This is a genomic window from Brevibacillus sp. NRS-1366 (genome assembly GCF_050467985.1).
The window spans coordinates 293,672-314,883 of the sequence record NZ_JBITPN010000017.1; the positions used below are offsets into that span (position 1 = coordinate 293,672).

Annotated in this window: 20 protein-coding genes; 17 read left to right on the forward strand and 3 right to left on the reverse strand. The window is 46.0% G+C overall.

Features of this window, described 5'->3' with window-relative positions; all coding sequences use genetic code 11:
• Positions 1–16 precede the first annotated feature (16 nt).
• From eutC to trpB, 10 genes are all read left to right on the forward strand, one after another.
• Positions 17–847 (forward strand): ethanolamine ammonia-lyase subunit EutC, encoded by an 831-nt coding sequence (eutC, locus tag ACIFQN_RS10560; protein ID WP_429832978.1) that lies wholly within the window; start codon positions 17–19, stop codon positions 845–847.
• A gap of 83 nt (positions 848–930) precedes the next feature.
• Positions 931–1,140 carry a hypothetical protein gene (locus ACIFQN_RS10565; RefSeq protein WP_429832979.1) on the forward strand — a complete coding sequence of 70 codons (210 nt, stop codon included), beginning with the start codon at positions 931–933 and terminating at the stop codon, positions 1,138–1,140.
• A gap of 103 nt (positions 1,141–1,243) precedes the next feature.
• The gene (locus ACIFQN_RS10570) at positions 1,244–2,194 is read left to right on the forward strand and encodes a helix-turn-helix transcriptional regulator (RefSeq protein WP_429832980.1); all 951 of its coding nucleotides are present in this window, start codon (positions 1,244–1,246) and stop codon (positions 2,192–2,194) included.
• A 62-nt stretch (positions 2,195–2,256) separates the two neighbouring features.
• Positions 2,257–2,751: a GyrI-like domain-containing protein gene (locus ACIFQN_RS10575; protein ID WP_429832981.1), complete on the forward strand. Its 495-nt coding sequence runs from the start codon at positions 2,257–2,259 to the stop codon at positions 2,749–2,751.
• Positions 2,752–2,881: 130 nt separating this feature from the next.
• Positions 2,882–3,466: a TVP38/TMEM64 family protein gene (locus ACIFQN_RS10580; RefSeq protein ID WP_429832982.1), complete on the forward strand. Its 585-nt coding sequence runs from the start codon at positions 2,882–2,884 to the stop codon at positions 3,464–3,466.
• 123 nt (positions 3,467–3,589) lie between these two features.
• On the forward strand, positions 3,590–3,934 hold the full coding sequence (locus ACIFQN_RS10585; RefSeq protein WP_429832983.1) for a hypothetical protein: 345 nt from the start codon (positions 3,590–3,592) through the stop codon (positions 3,932–3,934).
• A gap of 29 nt (positions 3,935–3,963) precedes the next feature.
• A complete protein-coding gene (gene secD / locus ACIFQN_RS10590) occupies positions 3,964–6,108 on the forward strand; it encodes a protein translocase subunit SecD (protein ID WP_429832984.1) in 2,145 nt (714 codons plus the stop codon).
• 102 nt (positions 6,109–6,210) lie between these two features.
• Positions 6,211–6,837, forward strand: coding sequence for a LysE family translocator (locus tag ACIFQN_RS10595; RefSeq protein ID WP_429832985.1), 627 nt, complete (start codon positions 6,211–6,213; stop codon positions 6,835–6,837).
• A 6-nt stretch (positions 6,838–6,843) separates the two neighbouring features.
• Positions 6,844–7,389 (forward strand): GNAT family N-acetyltransferase, encoded by a 546-nt coding sequence (locus tag ACIFQN_RS10600; protein WP_429832986.1) that lies wholly within the window; start codon positions 6,844–6,846, stop codon positions 7,387–7,389.
• 128 nt (positions 7,390–7,517) lie between these two features.
• Entirely contained in the window at positions 7,518–8,681 is a 1,164-nt protein-coding gene (gene trpB / locus ACIFQN_RS10605) for a tryptophan synthase subunit beta (protein WP_429832987.1), read from the forward strand.
• A 136-nt stretch (positions 8,682–8,817) separates the two neighbouring features.
• On the opposite strand, the gene ACIFQN_RS10610 is transcribed toward trpB, so the two are convergent.
• Together ACIFQN_RS10610 and ACIFQN_RS10615 are read right to left on the reverse strand one after the other, a co-directional pair.
• The gene (locus tag ACIFQN_RS10610) at positions 8,818–9,327 is read right to left on the reverse strand and encodes a DoxX family protein (protein ID WP_429832988.1); all 510 of its coding nucleotides are present in this window, start codon (positions 9,325–9,327) and stop codon (positions 8,818–8,820) included.
• A gap of 224 nt (positions 9,328–9,551) precedes the next feature.
• Entirely contained in the window at positions 9,552–10,781 is a 1,230-nt protein-coding gene (locus ACIFQN_RS10615) for an MFS transporter (RefSeq protein WP_429832989.1), read from the reverse strand.
• Between the two features lie 301 nt (positions 10,782–11,082).
• Between ACIFQN_RS10615 and ACIFQN_RS10620 the strand changes: the two genes are divergently transcribed.
• Positions 11,083–12,069 (forward strand): NAD(P)H-quinone oxidoreductase, encoded by a 987-nt coding sequence (locus ACIFQN_RS10620; RefSeq protein WP_429832990.1) that lies wholly within the window; start codon positions 11,083–11,085, stop codon positions 12,067–12,069.
• A gap of 85 nt (positions 12,070–12,154) precedes the next feature.
• On the opposite strand, the gene ACIFQN_RS10625 is transcribed toward ACIFQN_RS10620, so the two are convergent.
• Positions 12,155–13,609 carry a SulP family inorganic anion transporter gene (locus ACIFQN_RS10625; protein WP_429832991.1) on the reverse strand — a complete coding sequence of 485 codons (1,455 nt, stop codon included), beginning with the start codon at positions 13,607–13,609 and terminating at the stop codon, positions 12,155–12,157.
• Between the two features lie 276 nt (positions 13,610–13,885).
• Between ACIFQN_RS10625 and ACIFQN_RS10630 the strand changes: the two genes are divergently transcribed.
• From ACIFQN_RS10630 to ACIFQN_RS10655, 6 genes are all read left to right on the forward strand, one after another.
• Positions 13,886–15,067 (forward strand): P1 family peptidase, encoded by a 1,182-nt coding sequence (locus tag ACIFQN_RS10630; RefSeq protein WP_429832992.1) that lies wholly within the window; start codon positions 13,886–13,888, stop codon positions 15,065–15,067.
• Positions 15,068–15,287: 220 nt separating this feature from the next.
• The gene (locus ACIFQN_RS10635) at positions 15,288–15,740 is read left to right on the forward strand and encodes a YheC/YheD family protein (RefSeq protein WP_429832993.1); all 453 of its coding nucleotides are present in this window, start codon (positions 15,288–15,290) and stop codon (positions 15,738–15,740) included.
• A gap of 32 nt (positions 15,741–15,772) precedes the next feature.
• Positions 15,773–15,886, forward strand: a complete 114-nt coding sequence (locus ACIFQN_RS10640; protein ID WP_429833211.1) for a hypothetical protein — start codon at positions 15,773–15,775, stop codon at positions 15,884–15,886.
• A gap of 203 nt (positions 15,887–16,089) precedes the next feature.
• Entirely contained in the window at positions 16,090–17,838 is a 1,749-nt protein-coding gene (locus ACIFQN_RS10645; RefSeq protein ID WP_429832994.1) for an ABC transporter ATP-binding protein, read from the forward strand.
• 40 nt (positions 17,839–17,878) lie between these two features.
• Positions 17,879–18,661 carry a (2Fe-2S)-binding protein gene (locus ACIFQN_RS10650; RefSeq protein WP_429832995.1) on the forward strand — a complete coding sequence of 261 codons (783 nt, stop codon included), beginning with the start codon at positions 17,879–17,881 and terminating at the stop codon, positions 18,659–18,661.
• A gap of 247 nt (positions 18,662–18,908) precedes the next feature.
• Positions 18,909–21,188, forward strand: a complete 2,280-nt coding sequence (locus ACIFQN_RS10655) for an EAL domain-containing protein (RefSeq protein ID WP_429832996.1) — start codon at positions 18,909–18,911, stop codon at positions 21,186–21,188.
• Positions 21,189–21,212 lie beyond the last annotated feature (24 nt).

Sequence of the window (21,212 nt, forward strand, 5' to 3'; positions counted from 1 at the left end):
GGGGAGGGCAAACAAGATGAAACAGATCAATCTGGATGACCTGGTCCAACGAGTTATGGATGAGCTTAACCGGAAAAATCACGACGATATAATCCATTTCCCGGAGAAAAAGCAGCAGGGCGTAATGCGACCGAAAAATCCGGAGGCTTTGGAGAGAGCGATGAATCGAACCCCGGCACGGATCGGGATCGGACGTGCAGGTACCCGTATGAAAACAGGCAGCTATTTGCAATTCCGTATTGACCAAGCCGCTGCACATGACGCCGTCATGAAAACAATCAGCCCGACCCTGCTTGAAAGTCTGCAGCTGCCCGCTTTGCATACCAAAGCCAAAGACATGACTGACTACCTAATGAACCTGGATTCCGGGCGAGTGCTCTCGGATGAGTCAGCAGAGTGGCTGGAACGAAACGGTGATAAAGGAAAAGATGTACAAATTATCATTTCGGATGGATTGAGTACATCAGCGTGCGAGGCAACCATACCAGACTTGCTCCCAGCACTTCTGCAAGGCTTGGCCATGCGCAATATCAGTGTGGGAAAACCGGTGTTCATTCACCGGGGACGAGTCTGGGTTCAAGACCAGGTGGCGTCGATCGTAAAATGTAAGGTCGTCATCTCCTTGATCGGAGAAAGGCCAGGGCTTGCTACCGCAGAAAGTCTTAGTGCTTACATGATTTACAAACCGGATACGAATACGGTAGAATCAGATCGTACAGTCATTTCCAATATTCATCGCGGAGGGACCCTTCCCATCGAGGCAGGGGCTTATCTGGCGGAGCTTTTAGAGGAAATTCTGAAGTATCAGGCGAGCGGAGTCAAATATATGCAGCTACGTGCGAAATAACGGGTTGATTCCTACTGGCAGTTCCTCTTATCTTGCTCTAGAATACAAGGGAGAAGACCATTTTCTATGAGGGGTTGCTATGCATGACGGAGCCAAATCAAAACGAAAAAGAAACGGCAGAACAAAAACCGGGAAAAATTAGTCTTCAAGAGGCAATGAAGCGTAAATTGGCGGAGAAAAAGCAAGCGCAGGCGCAAGCCAATACTCCCGCTAATCAAAAGGCAAAAAATCAAACGGTGAAAAGCCAACATACCAAAAAACCAAACAATCAACGCAGACGTACGGGCGTCTAAGACTTTCGTGTGCTGAAGTGTCAGGAAGGGAATTTGCAGCAGGATATTCGCTGCGATTCCCTTCTTTGCTTTTATTCGTATGTAATATGAGGTGAGTACACCTATGAAATTAGAACGATTGCTGGCCATCATCATGATGCTTTTAAATAAGCGCCGGGTGAGCGCACGTGAGCTGGCTGACCACTTTGAAGTCTCTATGCGCACCGTTTACCGCGATCTGGAAGCAATCAACGCCGCGGGAATTCCGATCGTGGCGTATCCAGGAGCGAGCGGCGGCTACGAAATTATGGAAAATTTTACGATTGACCGACAATATCTCTCGATCGAAGAGCTGGTGGCGGTTATTGCGGCTCTGAAGGGAGTACATTCTTCGACGGCGGATAAACAAATCGGACAGTTATTGGACAAAATCAGGGCATTGCTCTTCGCTGCACCTTCCGGGATACCGAATAGCGATCATCCGGTCGTCTACGATTTCAATCCTTGGGGCAGTGCACCTGGGATTGCTCAAAAGGTAACAGAGCTGCGGGAGGCCATTGAGAAGAGACAGCGGGTAAGCATTGTTTATACCAAAATACAAGGTGATTCGCTGGAACGAGCGATTGAGCCTGTCACGTTGATTATCAAAGGGTACGTCTGGTATGTGTACGGTTTTTGTTTATGTCGAATGGAATACCGCTTGTTTCGCCTGTCGCGGATTGAAAAGCTTAGTGTGCTCACTGAGGAGTTTCCTCCTCATACAGCCCACGTAGGCAAGCTAGAGTGGCGAGAGGAATGGGATACAGGGCAGCGAATACCACTAGTGCTTCGATTTTCTCCTGAAGTGCATGTTCGGGTTCGCGATATGTTGGATCCTGCTGCGATTGAAACAGAAGAGAATGGATCCCTTTTGGTGCGGACAATGATGGTCGATGACGAGTGGCTGCGCGGGATGCTGCTTAGCTTTGGGGCGTCATTGACTGTCCTTGAACCGGATTATGTGAGGAAGCGGATTTGGGAGACGACAAAAAAAATACTAAGCAACTATGAGAAAGAAGAGAACGTTGACAGATAGTTGTCAGGGTACCTTAGGTATACTGTTTCTTGTAAGCAACCATTTATGAGGAGCGTGGAAAAATGTTGACCCCTACGATTGTGAAAGTGGACGAAAAACGAATAGCAGGTCTACAGATCAGAACGACAAACGAGGCAGAGTTCGGTCCAAACGCCAAGATCGGAGCGCTCTGGCAGCGATATTATACAGAGGGCTATCCATCCAGCACTCCCCAGCAAACGGATCCAGGTGTTGTGTACGGTATCTATTCGGAGTACGAAATCGATGAAACGGGAGCCTATTCGCTTTTAGTGGGTGTCGAAGTGGAAAAGGAAGCATCTATCCCTGCTGAGCTAACAGTAACGACCGTTCCGGCTGCTACCTATGCAGTCTTTACGACAAGAGTAGGTCCCCTAGTCGAAGTGGTAACTGAGGCATGGGCAAAGATATGGGAGTGGAGCAAGCAGCCAGGCAACAAGCGTACGTTTATCGCTGATTTTGAACGCTATGATGGTATACGTTGTGCGGATCCGAACCATGCGCAGGTGGACATTTATATCGCTCTTTCAGAAGAATAGAATAGGGAATGTAAAAAACAAACTGCTGTAGCTGATCGGCTATGCAGTTTGTTTTTTACCTCTCTTGGTGTTCTTCACAAGTTTGGTTTACTCTGTAGAGAGAGAGACGAGAGAGGAGTCCCAAACACGAATGGATTGGTTGACAAATGTAGAAGGGTTGGCAGAATGGATTCGTTCCTGGGGGATGCTGGGGATCATCGGGAGTATCCTGTTAAACATCGTCATTAGCGTGGCAGGGGTCCTGCCTTCCATTTTCCTATCAGGGGCAAATGCCGTTGTATTTGGTTTGTACGGAGGTTTTCTACTATCGCTTACGGGTGAGGTAATCGGGGCGGCAGTAGCCTTTCAATTGTATCGTTATGGAATTCGTAAAAACAAAAAGCTGAAAAAAATGGAATCGTTCCAATGGGTACATCGAATCAACGATACGTCACGATTTCGAAAGGGCTTGGCCATTGTGCTGTTACGGTTGAATCCATTTATTCCGTCGGGTGTGATTAACCTGGGAGCAGCCATCACCACCCTATCATTTGGAGATTTCCTGCTCGCAACCCTGATTGGAAAAATTCCTTCGATGGTTTTCGAGACATTTGTCGGTCATGATCTCATCTATTTTGGCGAAAACAAGCTCCGTCTGATCATCTCTTTACTAATAGGTGTGCTGGTCCTGATCCTTTTTTGGAAAACAGGGAAAGGGCGACCAGAAGAAAGGTAACCGTATCGCAAACCCATTTTTTTCCTTCCAAACATGAAACTTTCGCTTTCTTTTATCGTAGATAATGGAATCGAACAGAAACAAGTAGGCAGAATGGTCGCTGTTAGGAGGTGGAGTGTTACGATGCAAAGAATCATCAAATTCGTACTTGTCGGTATTATGATTGCTTTATTTTGCTTGAATCCGATCCAATTGCCGCGTGGAACAGAAACGAGCCTGGAACAGTCTTTATTCATGGAATATACACCTTTCGTCGAACACGCGACCTTCTACAAGGAAAATAATCAGGTTCCTTCTTTTGTTACGATCCTTCTCTTGTTTTGTTTGTTTATTTCTTTCTTCTATGTCTTTTATCGGTCAAAAATTAGAAGTTATCTTTTATCCTGTATTCCCGTATTGAAAAATATCTTTCTATTATTTCCGATCAAGTTTGAATCCAGGTACATAGTTCAGTCTCATTTCATCTAAACAGTTAGAATGAAATGGGGAGTAATAACGTGAAGAAATGGTCCAAATTAGCCGTATTTATGGGTGTTGTCATCGTACTGAGCATGCTGATGGTAGCTACGACTACAAAAATAACGGAAAAGATAAATCTAGGGCTGGATTTACAGGGTGGCTTTGAAATTTTGTACAAAGTGGAGCCATTGCACCCAGGAGCAGAAATCTCAACAGATCTCTTAAAAGTGACGGCAACGATGATCGAAAAGAGGGTTAACATCGGCGGGGTGAAGGAGCCGGAGGTTACCATTGAAAATCCTGACCGTATCCGCGTCAAGCTTGCAGGGGTGACTGATCAGGAAACGCTCCGGAATTTGATCGGGAAACCTGCTGTCCTCACTTTCCGGGATGAGCGTGGAAATACGGTCATGGAAGGCTATGACCTGGCACCGAATGGGGCAAGTGTTGATTTTGACGAATTAAAAAGACCACTGATTATATTGAAATTTGCAGAGCCCCAAAAATTTGCTGACGTCACGAAAAGGAATTTGAACAAAAAAATAGCGATTTATCTCGATGACGAGATGTTAACCAATCCAGTCATTGAAGAAGTGATTACATCCGGAAGTGCCCAAATCAGAGGACAGCATTCGGTAGAGGAAGCAAAGCAGCTCGCAGATATCTTGAATTCGGGAGCGCTTCCGTCGAAGCTGGTTGAACTCCAGGCCAACTCAGTCGGTGCCAGCTTAGGGGCAATGGCATTGCAAAAGACCGTGTTTTCCGGTTATGTCGGGTTCGGTGTCGTTCTTTTGTTTATGCTGTGGGTATACCGAATGCCTGGTATGATCGCCAATCTGACCCTCGTATTTTTTACGTATGTATGTCTGCTGGTGCTATATTGGATGCAAGCCACTCTTACATTGACGGGCATCGCGGGTTTTATTTTATCCGTAGGGATGGCCGTTGATGCGAACATCATTACGTATGAGCGCATCCAAGAGGAGCTGCGCAGTGGAAAAACAGCACTCTCTGCTTTTCGTACGGGGCAGCGGCGCTCCTTTATTACCATTCTTGATTCTCATGTGACAACCGTCATCGCAGCACTTGTACTGATGGCATTTGGATCAAGCTCGATTCAAGGCTTCTCGATCATCCTCATTATGACGTTGATTGTCAGCTTGTTTACAAACGTCTTCGGTTCTCGCTGGTTGCTCTCGCTGCTGCTCAAGACCAACTTGTTTATGAAGCCACATTGGTACGGTGTAGCGGAGCAAGACATCCGTGAGAGAGAACCTGCCAAAGTCATCAAGTTTGACATCGTGAAGAGACGGCGCAGTTTTTACATCGTTTCCACGAGTATCATGATCCTCGGTCTTTGCTCCATGGCATTGTTTGGACTGAACCTAGGGGTTGATTTCAAAGCCGGGACGCGGCTGGACATGTTTATCGGAAGGGCATTTGCGACAGCAGATATCGGCACGTTGATCCAAAAGGATGTGCCTGATGTCAAGTTCAAGCCGATAACCAAGTTTGGCAGTAATAACGAGTGGGCAACCACAACATTCGAGAAGCCGATTGCAAAGGCTCAGATAGAGATGATTCAAAATAATCTGCAGCATAACTACGGGAACAAGGTGAGCACACAGGAGTCGACGGTTGATCCGATCATCGCGGATGAAATGGTGAAAAAAGCGGCAATGGCAGTGATTCTGGCTGCAATTGGCATAACGGTCTACATCGCATTGCGATTCCAGCTATTGTTTGGAATTGCCTGCGTGATCGCTCTTCTGCACGATGTTTTTGTCCCGCTTGCGCTTTTCTCGGTTTTTCAAATAGAAATGGATCTTACCTTTATCGCGGCGATACTCACGATTGTAGGGTTTTCCATCAACGATACGATAGTTATCTTTGACCGCATTCGTGAAAATTTGAGAACGATGAAGGCTCAGAGCTTTGAGGATCTACAGGAGATCGTAAACGTGAGCCTGTGGCAGACGATGCGCCGTTCCATTTTTACGGTGCTGACCGTGTTTATCACAGTGCTGGCGATCGCTTTGTACGGTAGTGAAGGGGTTCACCATTTCTCTCTTGCCTTGATTTTCGGGTTAGTCAGTGGGACGTATTCGTCGATCTTTATCGCAGCCCAAGTATGGGTGACATTGAAAAAACGAGAGTTCGCCCTCCACAAAAAGATGGAATGATCCGCCAGTTAAGTAGGAAGCTAATAACTTGTCGCAATGTTCTGCAAGGAATATAATGAGGGTGTCTGTGAGCAATTGGGGAAAAGAAATGGGGAAGACATCATGATTGATTTTTCTACATTGGGAGCATTTTTGGCGGTGGTCATCGGTCTCTTTTTGATACCGGGACCTGCTGTATTGCTGACGGTTACACGTACCGTACAGGGAGGACGTAAAGCAGGAATCATGGCTGGCTTTGGGATTGCAACGGGTGATTTCATTCATACGGTTTTTGCAGCGGTAGGTCTTTCTGCGATTTTGATGACCTCCGCAGTAGCATTTAACATGGTAAAGATCGCTGGGGCTGCTTATCTGGTTTATTTGGGAATTCGTGCACTGCTGGAAAAACCGGCTGACCCAAAGCTGCCTACAGTGGCTCCATTGTCGCCATTAAAATCATATGGGCAAGCGATCATTGCCGAAATCCTCAATCCAAAAACAGCGTTATTTTTCTTGGCGTTTTTGCCTCAGTTTGTACACCCGGAACGGGGAGCATCCGTGTTGCAATTTCTCGTGCTTGGATTGATTTTCGTCATTTTGGGTTTCTTCTACACAACGTTGATCGCTTTCAGTATCCGTCCATTGGGGCATTTGGTAAAACGGGTTTCCTGGATTGGTCGCTGGAGCGGCAAGATCGTAGGTACGGTCTATATTGCTTTGGGAGTAAAGGTTGCAATTCAACAGAGGTGATGTCCAATGATCAAAAGGGAGAATATCCGTTATCGAAAGCTCGGGCTGGACGATTTTGCACCGACCTTGCTGGCTCGATTTAAGCGTTACCAAGAAACTACACGCGTCTGGTATCAAGAAGAGGGGCATTTTCACGTCAAGAATGACCATTTTATCGACGAGTGGGACGATGGGAAAAAGCTGCTGGTCATACAAGAACTGCGGGAGTGCGTAGCATCTGGGGGAGCGGTAGTCGGGGCTTTTGTCGATCATGAGTTGATCGGCTTTGCCAATGTTCAGAATGAATTGTTCGGCTCATCTATGCAATACGTAGAGCTTCCGTACATTCACGTGTCGAGTGAAGCGAGGAAGACCGGTATTGGCAAAAAGCTGATTGAGCTAGCCTGTGAAGAGGCCAGACTGTTAGGCGCCGAAAAGCTCTACATAGCGGCACATCCTTCTGAGGAGACACAACATTTTTATCGTTCGGTCGGGTGCACGTACGCCGAAGAAATCAACCAAAGCATCCTTGAGAGGGAGCCTCTGGATATCCAGCTGGAGCTTACGCTATAAAAGGCAGCCATTCAGCGGGAGTTTATTATTCTTTCAATAATCCTTGGTTGACAATTTTTGAAATAAACAGTATAAAAATTGTAATCTAATAATAATTTTTGTTATAGACGAGTTAAGGAGGAACGAGTATGAGTGGAGTGGAGCTTGAGAAGGGCTATTTTGGTCAGTTTGGGGGAAGTTTTGTTCCGCCGGAATTGCAAGAGGTATTAGATTATTTAGCAGCCCAATTTGAAAAGTATAAAGATGATCCAGACTTCAAGGAAGAATATACGTACTATTTAAAAGAATATGTTGGTCGGGATAATCCGCTAACTTTTGCGAGGAACCTTACAGCAAAGGTAAATGGTGCAAAAATCTATTTAAAACGCGAAGATTTAAATCACACAGGGGCCCATAAAATCAATAACGTCATTGGACAAATTCTGCTAGCAAAACGTATGGGAGCAAGGCGAGTGATTGCCGAAACAGGGGCAGGCCAGCACGGGGTTGCAACCGCAACAGCATGTGCGATGTTCAATATGGACTGCACGATCTATATGGGGGCGGAAGATACAAGACGTCAAGCATTGAATGTATTTCGGATGGAACTGTTGGGCGCAAAAGTGATACCTGTTTCAAAAGGGCAGGGAAGGCTTAAAGATGCAGTTGATGAAGCATTGAATGATCTGGTGGCAAATTACAAGGATACATTCTACCTTCTCGGTTCTGCTGTAGGACCTCACCCTTTTCCGACGATGGTAAAACATTTTCAATCGATTATTAGTGAGGAATCCAAACGTCAGATCCTCGAAAAGGAAGGTCGTTTACCTGATGCGGTGATTGCTTGTGTCGGCGGTGGAAGCAATGCGATTGGAGCATTTGCACACTATGTGCAAGAGGAAAATGTACGTCTCATCGGTGTGGAACCAGATAAAGCCGCTACGCTAACACACGGTGTACCAGCTGTCATCCATGGTTTTAAGTGTTTGGTGTTGCTTGATGAGAATGGAAACCCTCAGCCAACCTACTCCATTGCAGCTGGATTAGACTATCCTGGTATCGGTCCAGAACATAGCTTTTTAAAAGAATCGGGACGGGCTGAGTACTATACAGTAACAAATGAAGAAGTCTTGGAAGCATTCCAAGTTCTTTCGAAAACGGAAGGAATTCTGGCGGCCTTGGAGAGCGCACATGCCATAGCTTATACGCTGAAGCTGGCTCCTACTATGAATAAAGATCAAATTATCATTGTTAACCTCTCCGGTCGAGGAGATAAAGATGTAGAACAAGTGTTTCATATGTTGAAAAAGTAGATACCTGGTTCGGTTGTGGAGAAACTTTTTTTCGTAAGTGAGTGTTGATAAAAGGGTTGGGACATAAATCCCAACCCTTTTTCTGTCTTTATGTGCTATACGACCCTCGAATAAAAGGGGGGACCAGCTCTTTTCGTTACACTTCGGCGGCATTTCGTAGAATGCTCTTTTTTCGTGTGAATTTTTTTCTTAGAAGTGGAATAAGCCAGCGGTCTATCCCTATTTTTGCTCCATTAAATCCGGCTACAAGGATTATGATTTCCATCAAAACCATCTCAGGATTTGTACTGGTTGTTCCAGAAAACAAATAGGAAAAGTTCATAAGGGCTCCCATCCATACAGCAAAAGTTGTAAAAGTACCTAAAATAAGTCCTAGTCCAACCAGAAATTCGCCCCAAGGAACTAAAAAATTGAAGAGTGGTGCGTTTGGTAGAGCAAAACCATTTATGAAATCAGCCCACCAAGGTTGAACTGCCGGATGTTCACCAACTGCTTTTTCGACAGCTCCACGCAGGAAACCACTAACATCAAAACCGGCGCTAATTTTTTTGAATCCAGCTTCAAACCATACCCAACCAAGATAAAGCCGAAGTATGGTAAGCAGGTAAGAGGCATAGACGTTTTCTCTCAAAAAACGAACAAACATGTAATTCTCTCCTTTTTTAAGATAAATGATATTTGCGAGTGATTATTATTATCATTTACAAGCTTTATTACAACAAGGGTAAATATTCCTGTTTAAAATATCAAGATGATAGGCATAGTTTCCTGATTGGTAATAGGAACGAAAAACTCCCCTTGTGAAAGCAAGATCACGAATTGGCTCGTAATCTTTACGTTCATGAGGGGAGTTACGGGTATGGGACTAGGTTACTTTGTCGCCAATTGCGTATCAGACGCTTGTTGTTTTACTACTTGCCCGGCGTTCTCCGGCTTTTTGTAGTGAATGAGGATCGCTGTTGCCAACAAGGCGATACCGTTGATGATGAATACTACCCGAATAGGGATGAGCCCGCCGAGAACACCACCCAAAACAGGTCCGAGCATGGTAGCGAGCTGAGTAGAGGATTGATTCAGACTGAACGCTCTTCCCCGGAACTCAGGATCGGTGACTTTTACAATCATGGCATTGATGGATGGGTAAACTGCGGCAAAAAACAGGCCATACAGGAATCGCAAAATTCCGAATCCATACAGATTGGTGAAGAAGAACTGCAAGAGATTGCCCAACGCCCCGCCCATTAATCCGATAAACAAAATCTTCGAGTAACCTACCTTGGTTCCCAACTTGCCCCACTGAGGAGCGGCAATGACTGTTGCTATCCCCACCGCTGCGAAAATAATCCCGGCACTAAGCGATGCTTCCTGTTCCGAAGCTCCGAGCTGGAGAACATATACGGTGAGCAATGGCTCTAAAAGCATGACCGATACGGTTACCATCAAGCTCAATCCAAGAATGGACATGAGCGGGCGATTGGCTACTGCCGAGCGTAAATCCTCACGAACGTTGGAGCGCACGCCGGAACGATTCATGTTCGTTTCTTTGACGAGGAAGGTAGCAATCACTGCTGCAACGAGCACGACACAGCCCGAAAACAAGAAGGCTTCTGCGTTGCCGAAAATATGGCTCACGACTCCACCGACCAAAGGACCGACAATACCGCCAGTTGCCCCAGAAGTCGCCATGACCCCCAGTGCATATCCGACATGCTTTTCTGGTGTATTCGTAGCGACCAGTGCAATCGCGGCAGGTACGTACCCTGCCAACAGCCCTTGGAATATGCGAAGAACGAGAAACAAGTAAGGATCTGTAATAAAGTAAGTCAGAAAATACAGCAAAGCCAGGCTAAAACCGGATCGAATTAACATCGGTTTTCGCCCGTATTTGTCCGCAAGTGATCCCCAGTACGGTGAAATGAGGGCGCTCGCTAGAAAAGTAATGCCGAACGAAATACCAGACCAGGCTTCCAAATGCTCATTAACACCAAGAGTGGTGTTGAGGAAGATCGGCAGGAATGGTATGGAGATAGAGTAGGCGGTGCTACAGAAGAAGACGCCTACCCAAAGTACAATTAGATTTCGTTTCCAAGAAAAATCCATATTTCTGTCACAACCTTTGCAGTTAAAAAGCAGGGATAATCATATGGATCATTCTAGCACTGGTTCTGAAAGGTGACCAATAAAGAAATGTGATCGTACTATTGCAAAAATGAAATAAGGAAAAACCTTGACGTATTGATTTTTCTTTCTAATTGTATAAAAATGCTAAGAAAGTGCGTTTTCGCAAGCGTCTGACTTCCCGTCTTCCAGACTGGACTCATTCACGTTTTCTTCTGTTTTTTGGTGCTTGCTGCATAAAATCTAGCTGATCATTGAACGAATGAAGGAGGGAGTTCTACGAATGAAAGCAATCATCGTGAAGCAACCAGGTGGTCCAGAGGTACTCCAAATCGTTGACATTCCGACACCAGTCCCTGGCGATGGCGATTTGCTGGTTCGGGTCCAAGCAGGTGCTGTCAACCGTACAGATATACTGGCGAGAAAAGGGGCAACCTCTGATTTTAAAAAGGAAACGGCGAGGTTAGGTGTAGAGATTGCAGGAATCGTTGAGCAGGTGGGGAATCAGGTTGCGACATGGAAGCCCGGCAACAAAGTAATGGGTCTAGTATCTGGAGGTTACGCTGAATATGCCATTATCCCCGCCAATCGGGCCATGCCTATACCAGAGCCACTTGGATTTGTAGAAGCGGCAGCGATTCCAGAGGTCTTTTTAACGGCGTACCAAACGTTGTTTTGGATAGGGAAGCTAAAGGAGAATGAGACGGTGCTGATTCATGCTGGAGCAAGTGGCGTGGGGACAGCTGCGATCCAATTAGCCAAAAAAGTAGCGAAGGCAACGGTTATCGTGACAGCTGGTTCAGCTGAAAAATTGGCTTTTTGCAAGGAACTAGGTGCTGATTACGCGATCAATTATAAAGAGAGATCGTTTGAAGAAGAGGTAGAGAGGCTCACAAATGGCCAGGGAGTCCATCTCATTCTGGATTTTATCGGCGCCTCCTACTGGAAAAGGAACATTCAGAGTGCAAGCATGGATGGGCGAATCGTCCTGATTGGCATATTGGGCGGGAGAGAGACCGAACCGATCGATTTGATGGTGCTCATGGGAAAACGATTGCAAGTAACGGGTACACTGCTCACACCGCGCAGCGACGAATACAAAGCAGAGTTAAGCCAGGAGTTTGCACAAAAGATTTTACCTCTGTTCACGACAGGTGAGATCAAGCCGATTATCGACCGGGTCTATCCACTCGAAGAGATGTCTCTCGCCCATATACGGATGGAAGAAAATCAGAACATCGGTAAACTGGTTTTTGGTATTTCCGAATAAGAAAAGAGTGATTCGAGGAAAGGAAACATCCCCTCCAAACGGTAGAAAAAGCAAGGCTTTCACCGAAAAGGAGGGGATGTTGTCGTTAATGACTGGTATGAGCTCCGATGCCAATTCGCTCAACGAGAAGTTTGCTTTCCTCGTTAAGACCAGTGATGATCACGAATTTGTCCAATTGACTGTACTTGTGAATGACCTTGGAGATTGCAGTTACTGCCGAATGATCCCAGACGTGAGAGCGAGAAAAGTCGATAATAATTTGATCCGGGTCATCCTGAATCGAAAACTGTTCCACGAAATGAGTCATCGTACCGAAAAACAACTGCCCAGTGATGACATAAACTTTTTCCCCTGTTTCACTCATATACGAAGTGGAGTTTAACCGGGCCATTCTCCACCCAAAAATAAGTGCGCTCAGGATTACCCCAGAAATGACGCCCTTAGCCAGATCATGTGTAGCAACGACAACGATGACCGTGCTAATCATGACGAACGCATCTCCAACCGGAATTTTTCGCAAATCCCGAACAGACTGCCAATCAAAGGTTCCAATGGAGACCATCACCATGACACCGACGAGAGCAGCCATCGGAATTTGTTTCACGATATCGCCTAAGACGAGGATTAAAAATAGCAGAAAGGCCCCGGCGATGAGAGTAGATAATCGTCCACGCCCACCTGATTTTACATTGATGACGGACTGACCGATCATGGCACAGCCAGCCATTCCTCCAAAGAAGCCGGTCACGACATTCGCGATGCCTTGACCTTTTACTTCTCTATTTTTGTTGCTGCGCGTATCTGTCATTTCATCCAGAATCGCTGCCGTCATCAAGGACTCCAGTATGCCAACCAAAGCAAGGGGGAAGGAGTAAGGCAAAATAATCCATAGAGTCTCCCAGTTTAGCGGAACGCTTGGCGCGTGGAACAGGGGCAATGCTCGTGTAATTTGGCCCATATCACCAACGGTACGCAAATCCAAGCCGACGAACATCGTGATTGCTGTCATGACGATGATGGCGACAAGTGCAGAGGGAACGGCCTTGGTCAAGCGAGGGAGCAGATAAATAATCGCGAGTGTCCCTGCGAGCATGGCGTACATCACCCAGGTCGCGCCGATAAAGTGCGGCAATTGCGCCATGAAGATGAGAATGGCGAGAGCATTGACAAAACCGATCACGACAGAGTGAGGAACGAACGTCATGAGCCTGCCGATCTTACATACGCCCATCAAAAATTGCAGAATCCCGGTCAAAATGGTCGCGGCAAATAAATACTCGATCCCGTGCTCCTTGACAAGAGTAATCATCAATAGGGCCATTGCACCAGTGGCAGCAGAAATCATCCCTGGCCGTCCACCCGCAAAGGCAACCGTAACAGCGATGCAAAAAGAAGCATACAAGCCGACCATCGGATCTACCCCAGCGATAATTGAAAAAGCGATGGCTTCAGGAATCAAAGCGAGTGCCACGGTAATCCCCGCAAGAACATCTGCGCGTACGTTGAAAAACCATTCCATTTTCAGTTGTTGAATATTCAATACCGTACCTCGTTTCTACGTTGTATAGTGACTTTCCCCTTTCAGAAAAGTCGGGGCCGTTTTTCACAGATTTCTATTATAAAAAAGAAGTGGGGAGTTATCCAGCCTTTTTTTCTCTGAGAAGACCCATACAGGAAAATTGATCTATGCCTTTTCGCTCAAAAATAATAGATGCGATTGAGCTAGTCTCGTAATCCGTTTATGATAATGAAAGAGCCTGAAATTTCAGATAATAATATACATCCATCATATCTCTTTTAAAAGGTGGGTACGACTATGGCCAATGATTGGAAGCAAGATCTACAGAGCAAGCAAGAAGCTGAAACAGAACGAGGAGACCAAAGCGTTTCACGGCGAAAGTTCTTAAAGAAGACAGCTATGCTCGGTTTGGCTGCTGCTGTTCCCGGCTCTTTATTCGCTCTCAGCTCTACTCGAGCAGAGGAGGGGGCAAAGGCACAAGAAGGGATGGCTGGTGCCTTGTCTACCGTTTTACCAGAGATGGCTAGTGGGACGATCGTTGATGTTCCAGGTGTCAAAGTGGGACAAGTACAAGACGAAAAGGCATTGACGGGCTGCACAGTGATTGTGCTGGAAAAAGGCTCAGCGTGTGGAGTGGATGTGAGAGGTTCTGCTCCGGGTACACGCGAAACCGATCTGCTAAATCCGATCAATCAAGTCCAGGAGGTAAACGCTGTCGTATTGACGGGTGGCAGCGCATATGGATTGGATGCTGCGAGTGGTGTCATGCGCTACATGGAGGAGCAGGGCCTCGGCTACAACGTTGGGGTAGGAGTCGTGCCAATTATCCCGGCAGCGGTCATTTTTGATTTATCCATTGGCAGCGCAAAAATTCGCCCTGATCAGAAAATGGGGTACGAAGCAGCGAGCATCGCGAGCAAAGATCCTGTTCGGCAAGGCAATGTCGGGGCTGGGACCGGGGCTACAGTTGGCAAAATGGCGGGTATGAAAAGAGCGATGAAGGGAGGATTGGGCTCTGCTTCTCGTCGTCTTCCAAATGGTTTAGTTGTAGGGGCAATCGTTGCGGTAAATGCGGTTGGGGAAGTGCGCTTGCCCACAACCGGTGAAATTCTGGCTGGTGCACGAGGAGACGATGGCAAAATTCGCGACAGCCTGTCCTGGATGATAGACGCGAGTACGCCACCAGTGCCCTCAGGAACCAATACAACCATTGCTGTAGTAGCGAGCAACGCCAATTTAAATAAGGTGCAGGCAAATAAAGTCGCGCAAATGGCCCATAATGGCCTCGCGAAAACGATTCACCCGGTCCATACGATGAGTGATGGAGATACGATTTTTGCTATTGCTACCGGTGGAGTAAATGCATCAGTGAATCTCGTAGGTACATTGAGTGTCGAGGTGCTTGCAGAAGCGGTTGTCAATGCCATCCTTGCTGCCAAAGGAGCGGGGGGTGTTCCATCCTATCACGATTTGCATTAGGGAAATGAAAGTAAGAAAGAAAGTAAGTAAGATCATTCAAACTGCCCTGGTTTAAGCGACTTTCTCCTTTCAACGGGGAGAGTCGTTTGAACTGGGGTGTTTTTTTTCATGCAGGCATTTGTTCTGGACCTGAGGATATACGCCGTTCCACTTGCATCCGGAGTGGATATATTGACTACATGTGATGTATGCCATACCTACGATGAAAGGGGAACAGATAATGCCGTTCAATTCATCTAAATGGGCTCTCCATAATCATTACTCTCGCTCATCTAGTCTGAGGCAATATCTCCCTCCTACAGCGATTTTTTCACGCAAGACCTTGAAATCTTTTCTTTCCCGCTCATCCTCTGTGTTTATCAAGCCGGACAGGGAACACATGGGAAAAGGTATCATCAAAGTATGGAAGAAAAATGGACGCTATACGTTTGTCAGGGAGAAGGGGAGAGAAAGTCACAGAGTTCGGTGGATGAGCTGTACGAGAAAATCAGGAAGCGAAGCGGCGGCACGCGGCATATCAAGAGGCGGCGGGTACGCCTTGAAAGTAGGAACAGCGCTGGCTCCTACGTTGTCAAAAGATAAAATTAGGAGAGTAAAACAAAAGTTGATACAGCTAGGCTATCAAATCAGCAAGCACTTCGGAAATTTTAGACGCCGCTCCAATTGGGGATAGATTTTGCCGTAGATCGTTTCGAACGAATTTATTTGATTGAGGTCAATCATGAAGTTCCCTCGCATGCGTTATTTTTGCGGTTGAAAGACAAATCGTATTACAAAAATATCAATAGATTGGCGTGGGCTTACAAAAGGAGAAAATAGCAAGCACTTCAGGAGACCTTAAGAAAAGGTCTTTTCTGGTTTCAATCAAGAAAGCATCAAGCCTAACCAAAAACGGCTGATCGTGAAAAAATTACCAACAAAAGATCGAATTTGTCAGGAAATACATATATAATGAAAATGATTATCACCTTCGAGTGGTGAATGGCGGTAAGCGTTCAACAAAATAGAGAGGAGCTGCCTTAATGATTCGTAGGTTTTTTTCCTATTATCGCCCTTATAAAGGATTGTTTGTCCTGGATTTCACATGTGCAATTTTTGTTGCCCTATTAGAATTGGGATTTCCGCTTGCGGTAAATATGGTTGTCGATCAACTACTTCCAAGCAAAGATTGGGAGCTGATTGTTTGGGCGTGCATTGGCCTCTTAGTCCTGTACGGGATCAATTCAGTCATGAACTACGTGGTCACCTATTGGGGGCACATGCTCGGAATTAATATCGAAACGGACATGCGCAAAAAATTGTATGACCATATCCAGAAGCTTTCATTCCGTTTTTTTGACAATACCAAAACAGGTCACTTGTTATCGAGACTGACCAACGATCTCATGGAAATCGGGGAAGTCGCTCACCATGGTCCTGAAGATTTGTTTATTGCGATCATGACCTTGGTCGGAGCGTTTATGCTGATGTTTAGTATCAACGAAGACATGGCGATACTTACATTCCTGGTCATCCCCGTCATGATATTTTTTGTCATTTTCTTCAATCGCAAAATGACGGCTGCTTTCCACCGCTTATATGGTGATATGGCTGATTTTAATGCTCGTGTGGAAGACAATGTGGGCGGAATGCGTGTCGTTCAAGCCTTTGCGAATGAAACTTTTGAAAACGGGCGTTTTGCCGAGAATAACCAGCGGTTCCGTCTGACCAAGCTTTTGTCTTACAAAATTATGGCCCAAAATGCTTCGGTCAGTTATATCATGATGCGGATGGTCACGCTGTTTGTCTTGATTTGCGGTAGCTGGTTTGTCATCCAGAACCAATTGACGTATGGCGAATTCGTAGCGTTTTTGCTCTTGACCAATGTGTTTTTCCGTCCATTGGAAAAAATTAATGCGATTATCGAGAGCTATCCAAAAGGGATCGCCGGTTTTAAGCGCTATATCGAAATTCTAGACACGGAGCCAGATATTGCTGACTCACCGGATGCGATTGAAGTGGAAAAGCTGCGTGGAGATATTCGCTACAAGGACGTTACTTTTAGTTACGATCGTGAATCCAGCGTGTTACAAAAAATCGATTTGAATATACGTGCAGGGGAGACGGTCGCATTTGTCGGTCCATCAGGTGCGGGCAAAACGACACTATGCAGTTTGCTACCACGTTTCTACGAAATCAATGGAGGCAGTATTTCCATAGATGGTATAGATATCAGACAGATTAAGCTGTCTTCTTTGCGTAGCCAGATTGGTATCGTCCAGCAAGATGTGTTCCTGTTTTCAGGTACGATTCGGGAAAATATCGTGTATGGGAAGCAAACTGCTTCGGATGAAGAGATTTGGGACGCTGCTCGCCGGGCGAGGCTGGAAGAATTTATTCGTTCGCAGCCTGCAGGTCTTGAAACCATCATTGGGGAGCGGGGAGTAAAGTTGTCTGGTGGTCAAAAACAACGTCTGGCAATTGCACGGATGTTCTTGAAGAATCCGCCCATCCTGATCCTCGATGAAGCTACGTCAGCCCTTGATACAGAAACAGAAGCGGCCATTCAGCAATCCCTCGCTGAGTTGTCTAAAGGGCGTACGACACTGGTAATCGCACACCGCTTGGCGACTATTAAAAATGCCGATCGGATCATCGTTGTTACAGAAAATGGGATAACCGAACAAGGCAGTCACGATCAATTGCTTGAGCAAGAAGGTGTGTATAGCCGACTCTATCATGCGCAATTCGGCTCGTACCTCGAACAGACGCGCAATGTTTATTCGAGTTAGTGGAGAGTCGCACCTATCGCGTAGAAAGAAGGACACAAAAATGAGTCAAATAGATTTCCAACAGTTGGAGCAGCACTTTCAAATTACGGTAGAAGCCAATAAGAATCCGCTCGTGTCGATCAAAGCGAGGGAACTAATAAAACCACAAAACATGGAATGGCTTGTCCAAACCTATGCCCCGATGATTAAAGCTAAAGAGGTGACGGCTGCTGGCACATTCTTTTGCGGTTGGCTAGGTGGACTCGCCCTTGGTTACCAATATATGCTTTCTGTTTCGAACGGTTCCCTGAATTTAGGCTTGGATCAGTTGACGATTGAGCTATACCGGGATGGGGACTACAGTAAATTCGCATTCTTATGTCAAGATATTCAGCCAAACATGGCTCCATTGGATGAACCGCAACGAGGTAGCTGGCGAGAGCGGCAATTACGGGATTTTTATCAAAATACGCTGCAGCCGTTGATCCAGTCTATAGCTGCAGCAACGGGGAATTCACCGGGAGCACTCTGGGGACAATTGCCCACTAGATTCAATTACTACATGGACATATTTATGAGGACATTGACAGATCCGGTAAGTAAAGAACGTCTCGAAGATGACTATCGCTTCCTAAAAGAGGGGTTTGAGGGCGAAATATTTGGCTTGAACAAGAATCCGTTTCGTGTGAAGGTTCGCTGGACTCGGGATTTGCGAGAGCCAGACAAAAACGTTCGCCTGAAAAACCAATGCTGCCTCTACTATCAAACAGAGGGTGGACAATACTGCTACACGTGCCCACGATTAAAGGAAAGCGATCGTGCGCAGCGAAGAAAACAAGCATAAGTGACATTGCATTTTGTTCCAACAAGACCTGGTGCCATCATGGTGCCGGGTCTTATTGTATGAGCAGAAGGGGGAGGAAGAAAAAGGGGAAACTTCGGTAAGCTAGGTGATAGTTATCTGGACAGTTTGCGCATTCATCCTATAAAGTAGAGGTAGGATGGAATTGAAAGCGCTTACTTAAAATGGTGCTACATAGAGCAGCGTGAAAACTTCGGAGTTCAAAAACGACAAGAGGACGTGGTACGTATTGCAAAAGTGGGAGCAAAAAGATGACATGGCTGAGCCGGATGAGTGGGAACCGGATCTTTTCCAAGTACTTGATCGTAAGGAACTTACCCTACACTTTCTGCCTCTCGTTGATTTACAGACAGGTAAACTGATCGGAGCGGAAGCCCTGCTACGCCGGTATCATCTTGAGAAGGGTATCCTCTTACCGAGAACTTTCATACCGCAGGCTGAGAAGAGCGGGGCCATCATCCCTATTGAAAAATGGGTACTGCTTACTGCTTGCAAACAAAATAAGCAATGGCAGGAGTGGGGATTCGAGCCTTTCCTTGTATCCGTCAATATATCTGCCCTCTCATTTTTTCATATGGATTTTGTAAAAACAGTCGAAAGTGTATTAATCGAAACCGGTCTTACACCACGTTATTTGGAGCTGGAGCTTACCGAAGCATTGACGATGGATGCGGAGCGTACCCTCTCCATTATGTTGCAGCTAAAGCGCATAGGGGTACAGATTTGCATGGATGATTTCGGGATGGGCTATAGTTCGTTACACCAGTTGCGGCTCTTTCCTATCGATCGGCTAAAAATAGATCAGACGTTTGTTCGAAATTGCCAAATTGATCAGACAAATGCTGCTATCGTAAAAATGATTATCGGAATGGCAGTAAATATGCAGGTACAAGTGACCGCAGAAGGAGTGGAGACCAAGGAACAGTTGCGCTTTCTTCAACATAATCAGTGTGACTCAGCACAAGGGCATCTCTTTTGCGAGGCCGTTCCCGCAACAAAGCTGATTGAGAAATTGGCGTGGTCAGAAGAGGTTTTGCTGGACTGGGATGGGGCACAGATCGAGAACGCACCATCTTTTGGAAGGGCCGCGTCCCCCGTGACCCAGCTAGAGCTCAGCGATGCCTTGCGAAAACAGCAAGGAATGACTTTTTCCTTTCAAAAACAAGGAGATAAATTCATACATACATTATGCGTAGGAGAGTTGCTTTACAAGATTGGTCTCACACCAGAAGACGTGATCGGGAAACCACTCATTGAGATTTTACCTGAGTCCGAAGCTGTCAGAAAAGAAAGATATTATGAACGTGCATGGAATGGAGAGGACAATGTCAATTACGAAGGCTTTGTAAACGGGGTTCATTACTTGGCTGCCCTACGTCCTATTTATGATAGTGGACAAGTCAAAGAGGTAATTGCGTCTTGTGTAGACATTACCGAGCTTAAAAAGGCAGAAGAAGAGAAGCGAATCAGTGAAGCAAAATACAGGTTGATCGCAGAAAATATGTCTGATGTCATTATCATTCTGGACAGCCAGTTCATGATTAGTTATGTTTCACCCTCTGTTGATCAAGTGATGGGGGTCTCACCTGAGGCACTGCTCCACCTGCCGATTGTTTCTTTCATTCCCAAAGATCAGGAAGAACGGCTCAAAGAGACTTTGCAAGAAATAATAGCCACGAAGCTGCCAAGGCTCATCACGTTTTCTTGGATCCAGCAGAATGGAAACAAGATCATCCTCGAAGCAAAAGGAACCCCCGTGATGAAAGATTGCGGTGCGGGAGGACAAATCATCTTCGTTATCCGTAATGTTACGGCGCAGTTGCAGGCAGAAGAGTTTTTACGGAAGATGGAAAAGCTGTCAGTGGTTGGCCAGCTAGCGGCAGGAGTAGCGCATGAAATACGCAATCCTGTGACCTCAATCAAAGGATTTGTTCAATTGCTTCGTCGTGACCAAGGAAAGAAAGAATATTTTGATATTATGCTGGCAGAATTTCAACAATTGGAAAGTATTTTGCGAGAGTTTGTCTTCCTTACTCAACAACATTCCAATCATTATGAGCTCACAGATGTAGGGAGCATGCTTCGGAATATTACGTCTGCTTTTCAAGCCGAAACTGTCATACATGAGTTGGAGCTGACACTTTTTCAACTAGATGAACTGCGAATGTGGTGTGACCCCGATCAAATCAAGCAAGTCATCGGTCATCTCCTATCAAATGCAATGGAGTCGATGGACGAGGGAGGGGTTATTCACATACTCGCCCGGCCCGAGGGCCATGACAAGGTAATGATTCGCATCGCAGATAAAGGCTGTGGAATGAGCGAGGAGAGATTGAAGCGACTAGGCGAGCCTTTTTACAGTACGAAAGAAAAAGGAATAGGTCTTGGACTTATGATCAGTTATAAAATGATTGAGAATCATGAAGGCTATCTCCATTTTTCCAGTGAGCCTAATAAGGGCACGACTGTTGAAGTATATTTACCGATAAATCAGGTCCGATCAAAATAATGATCGGACCTTTTCTCATGGTAG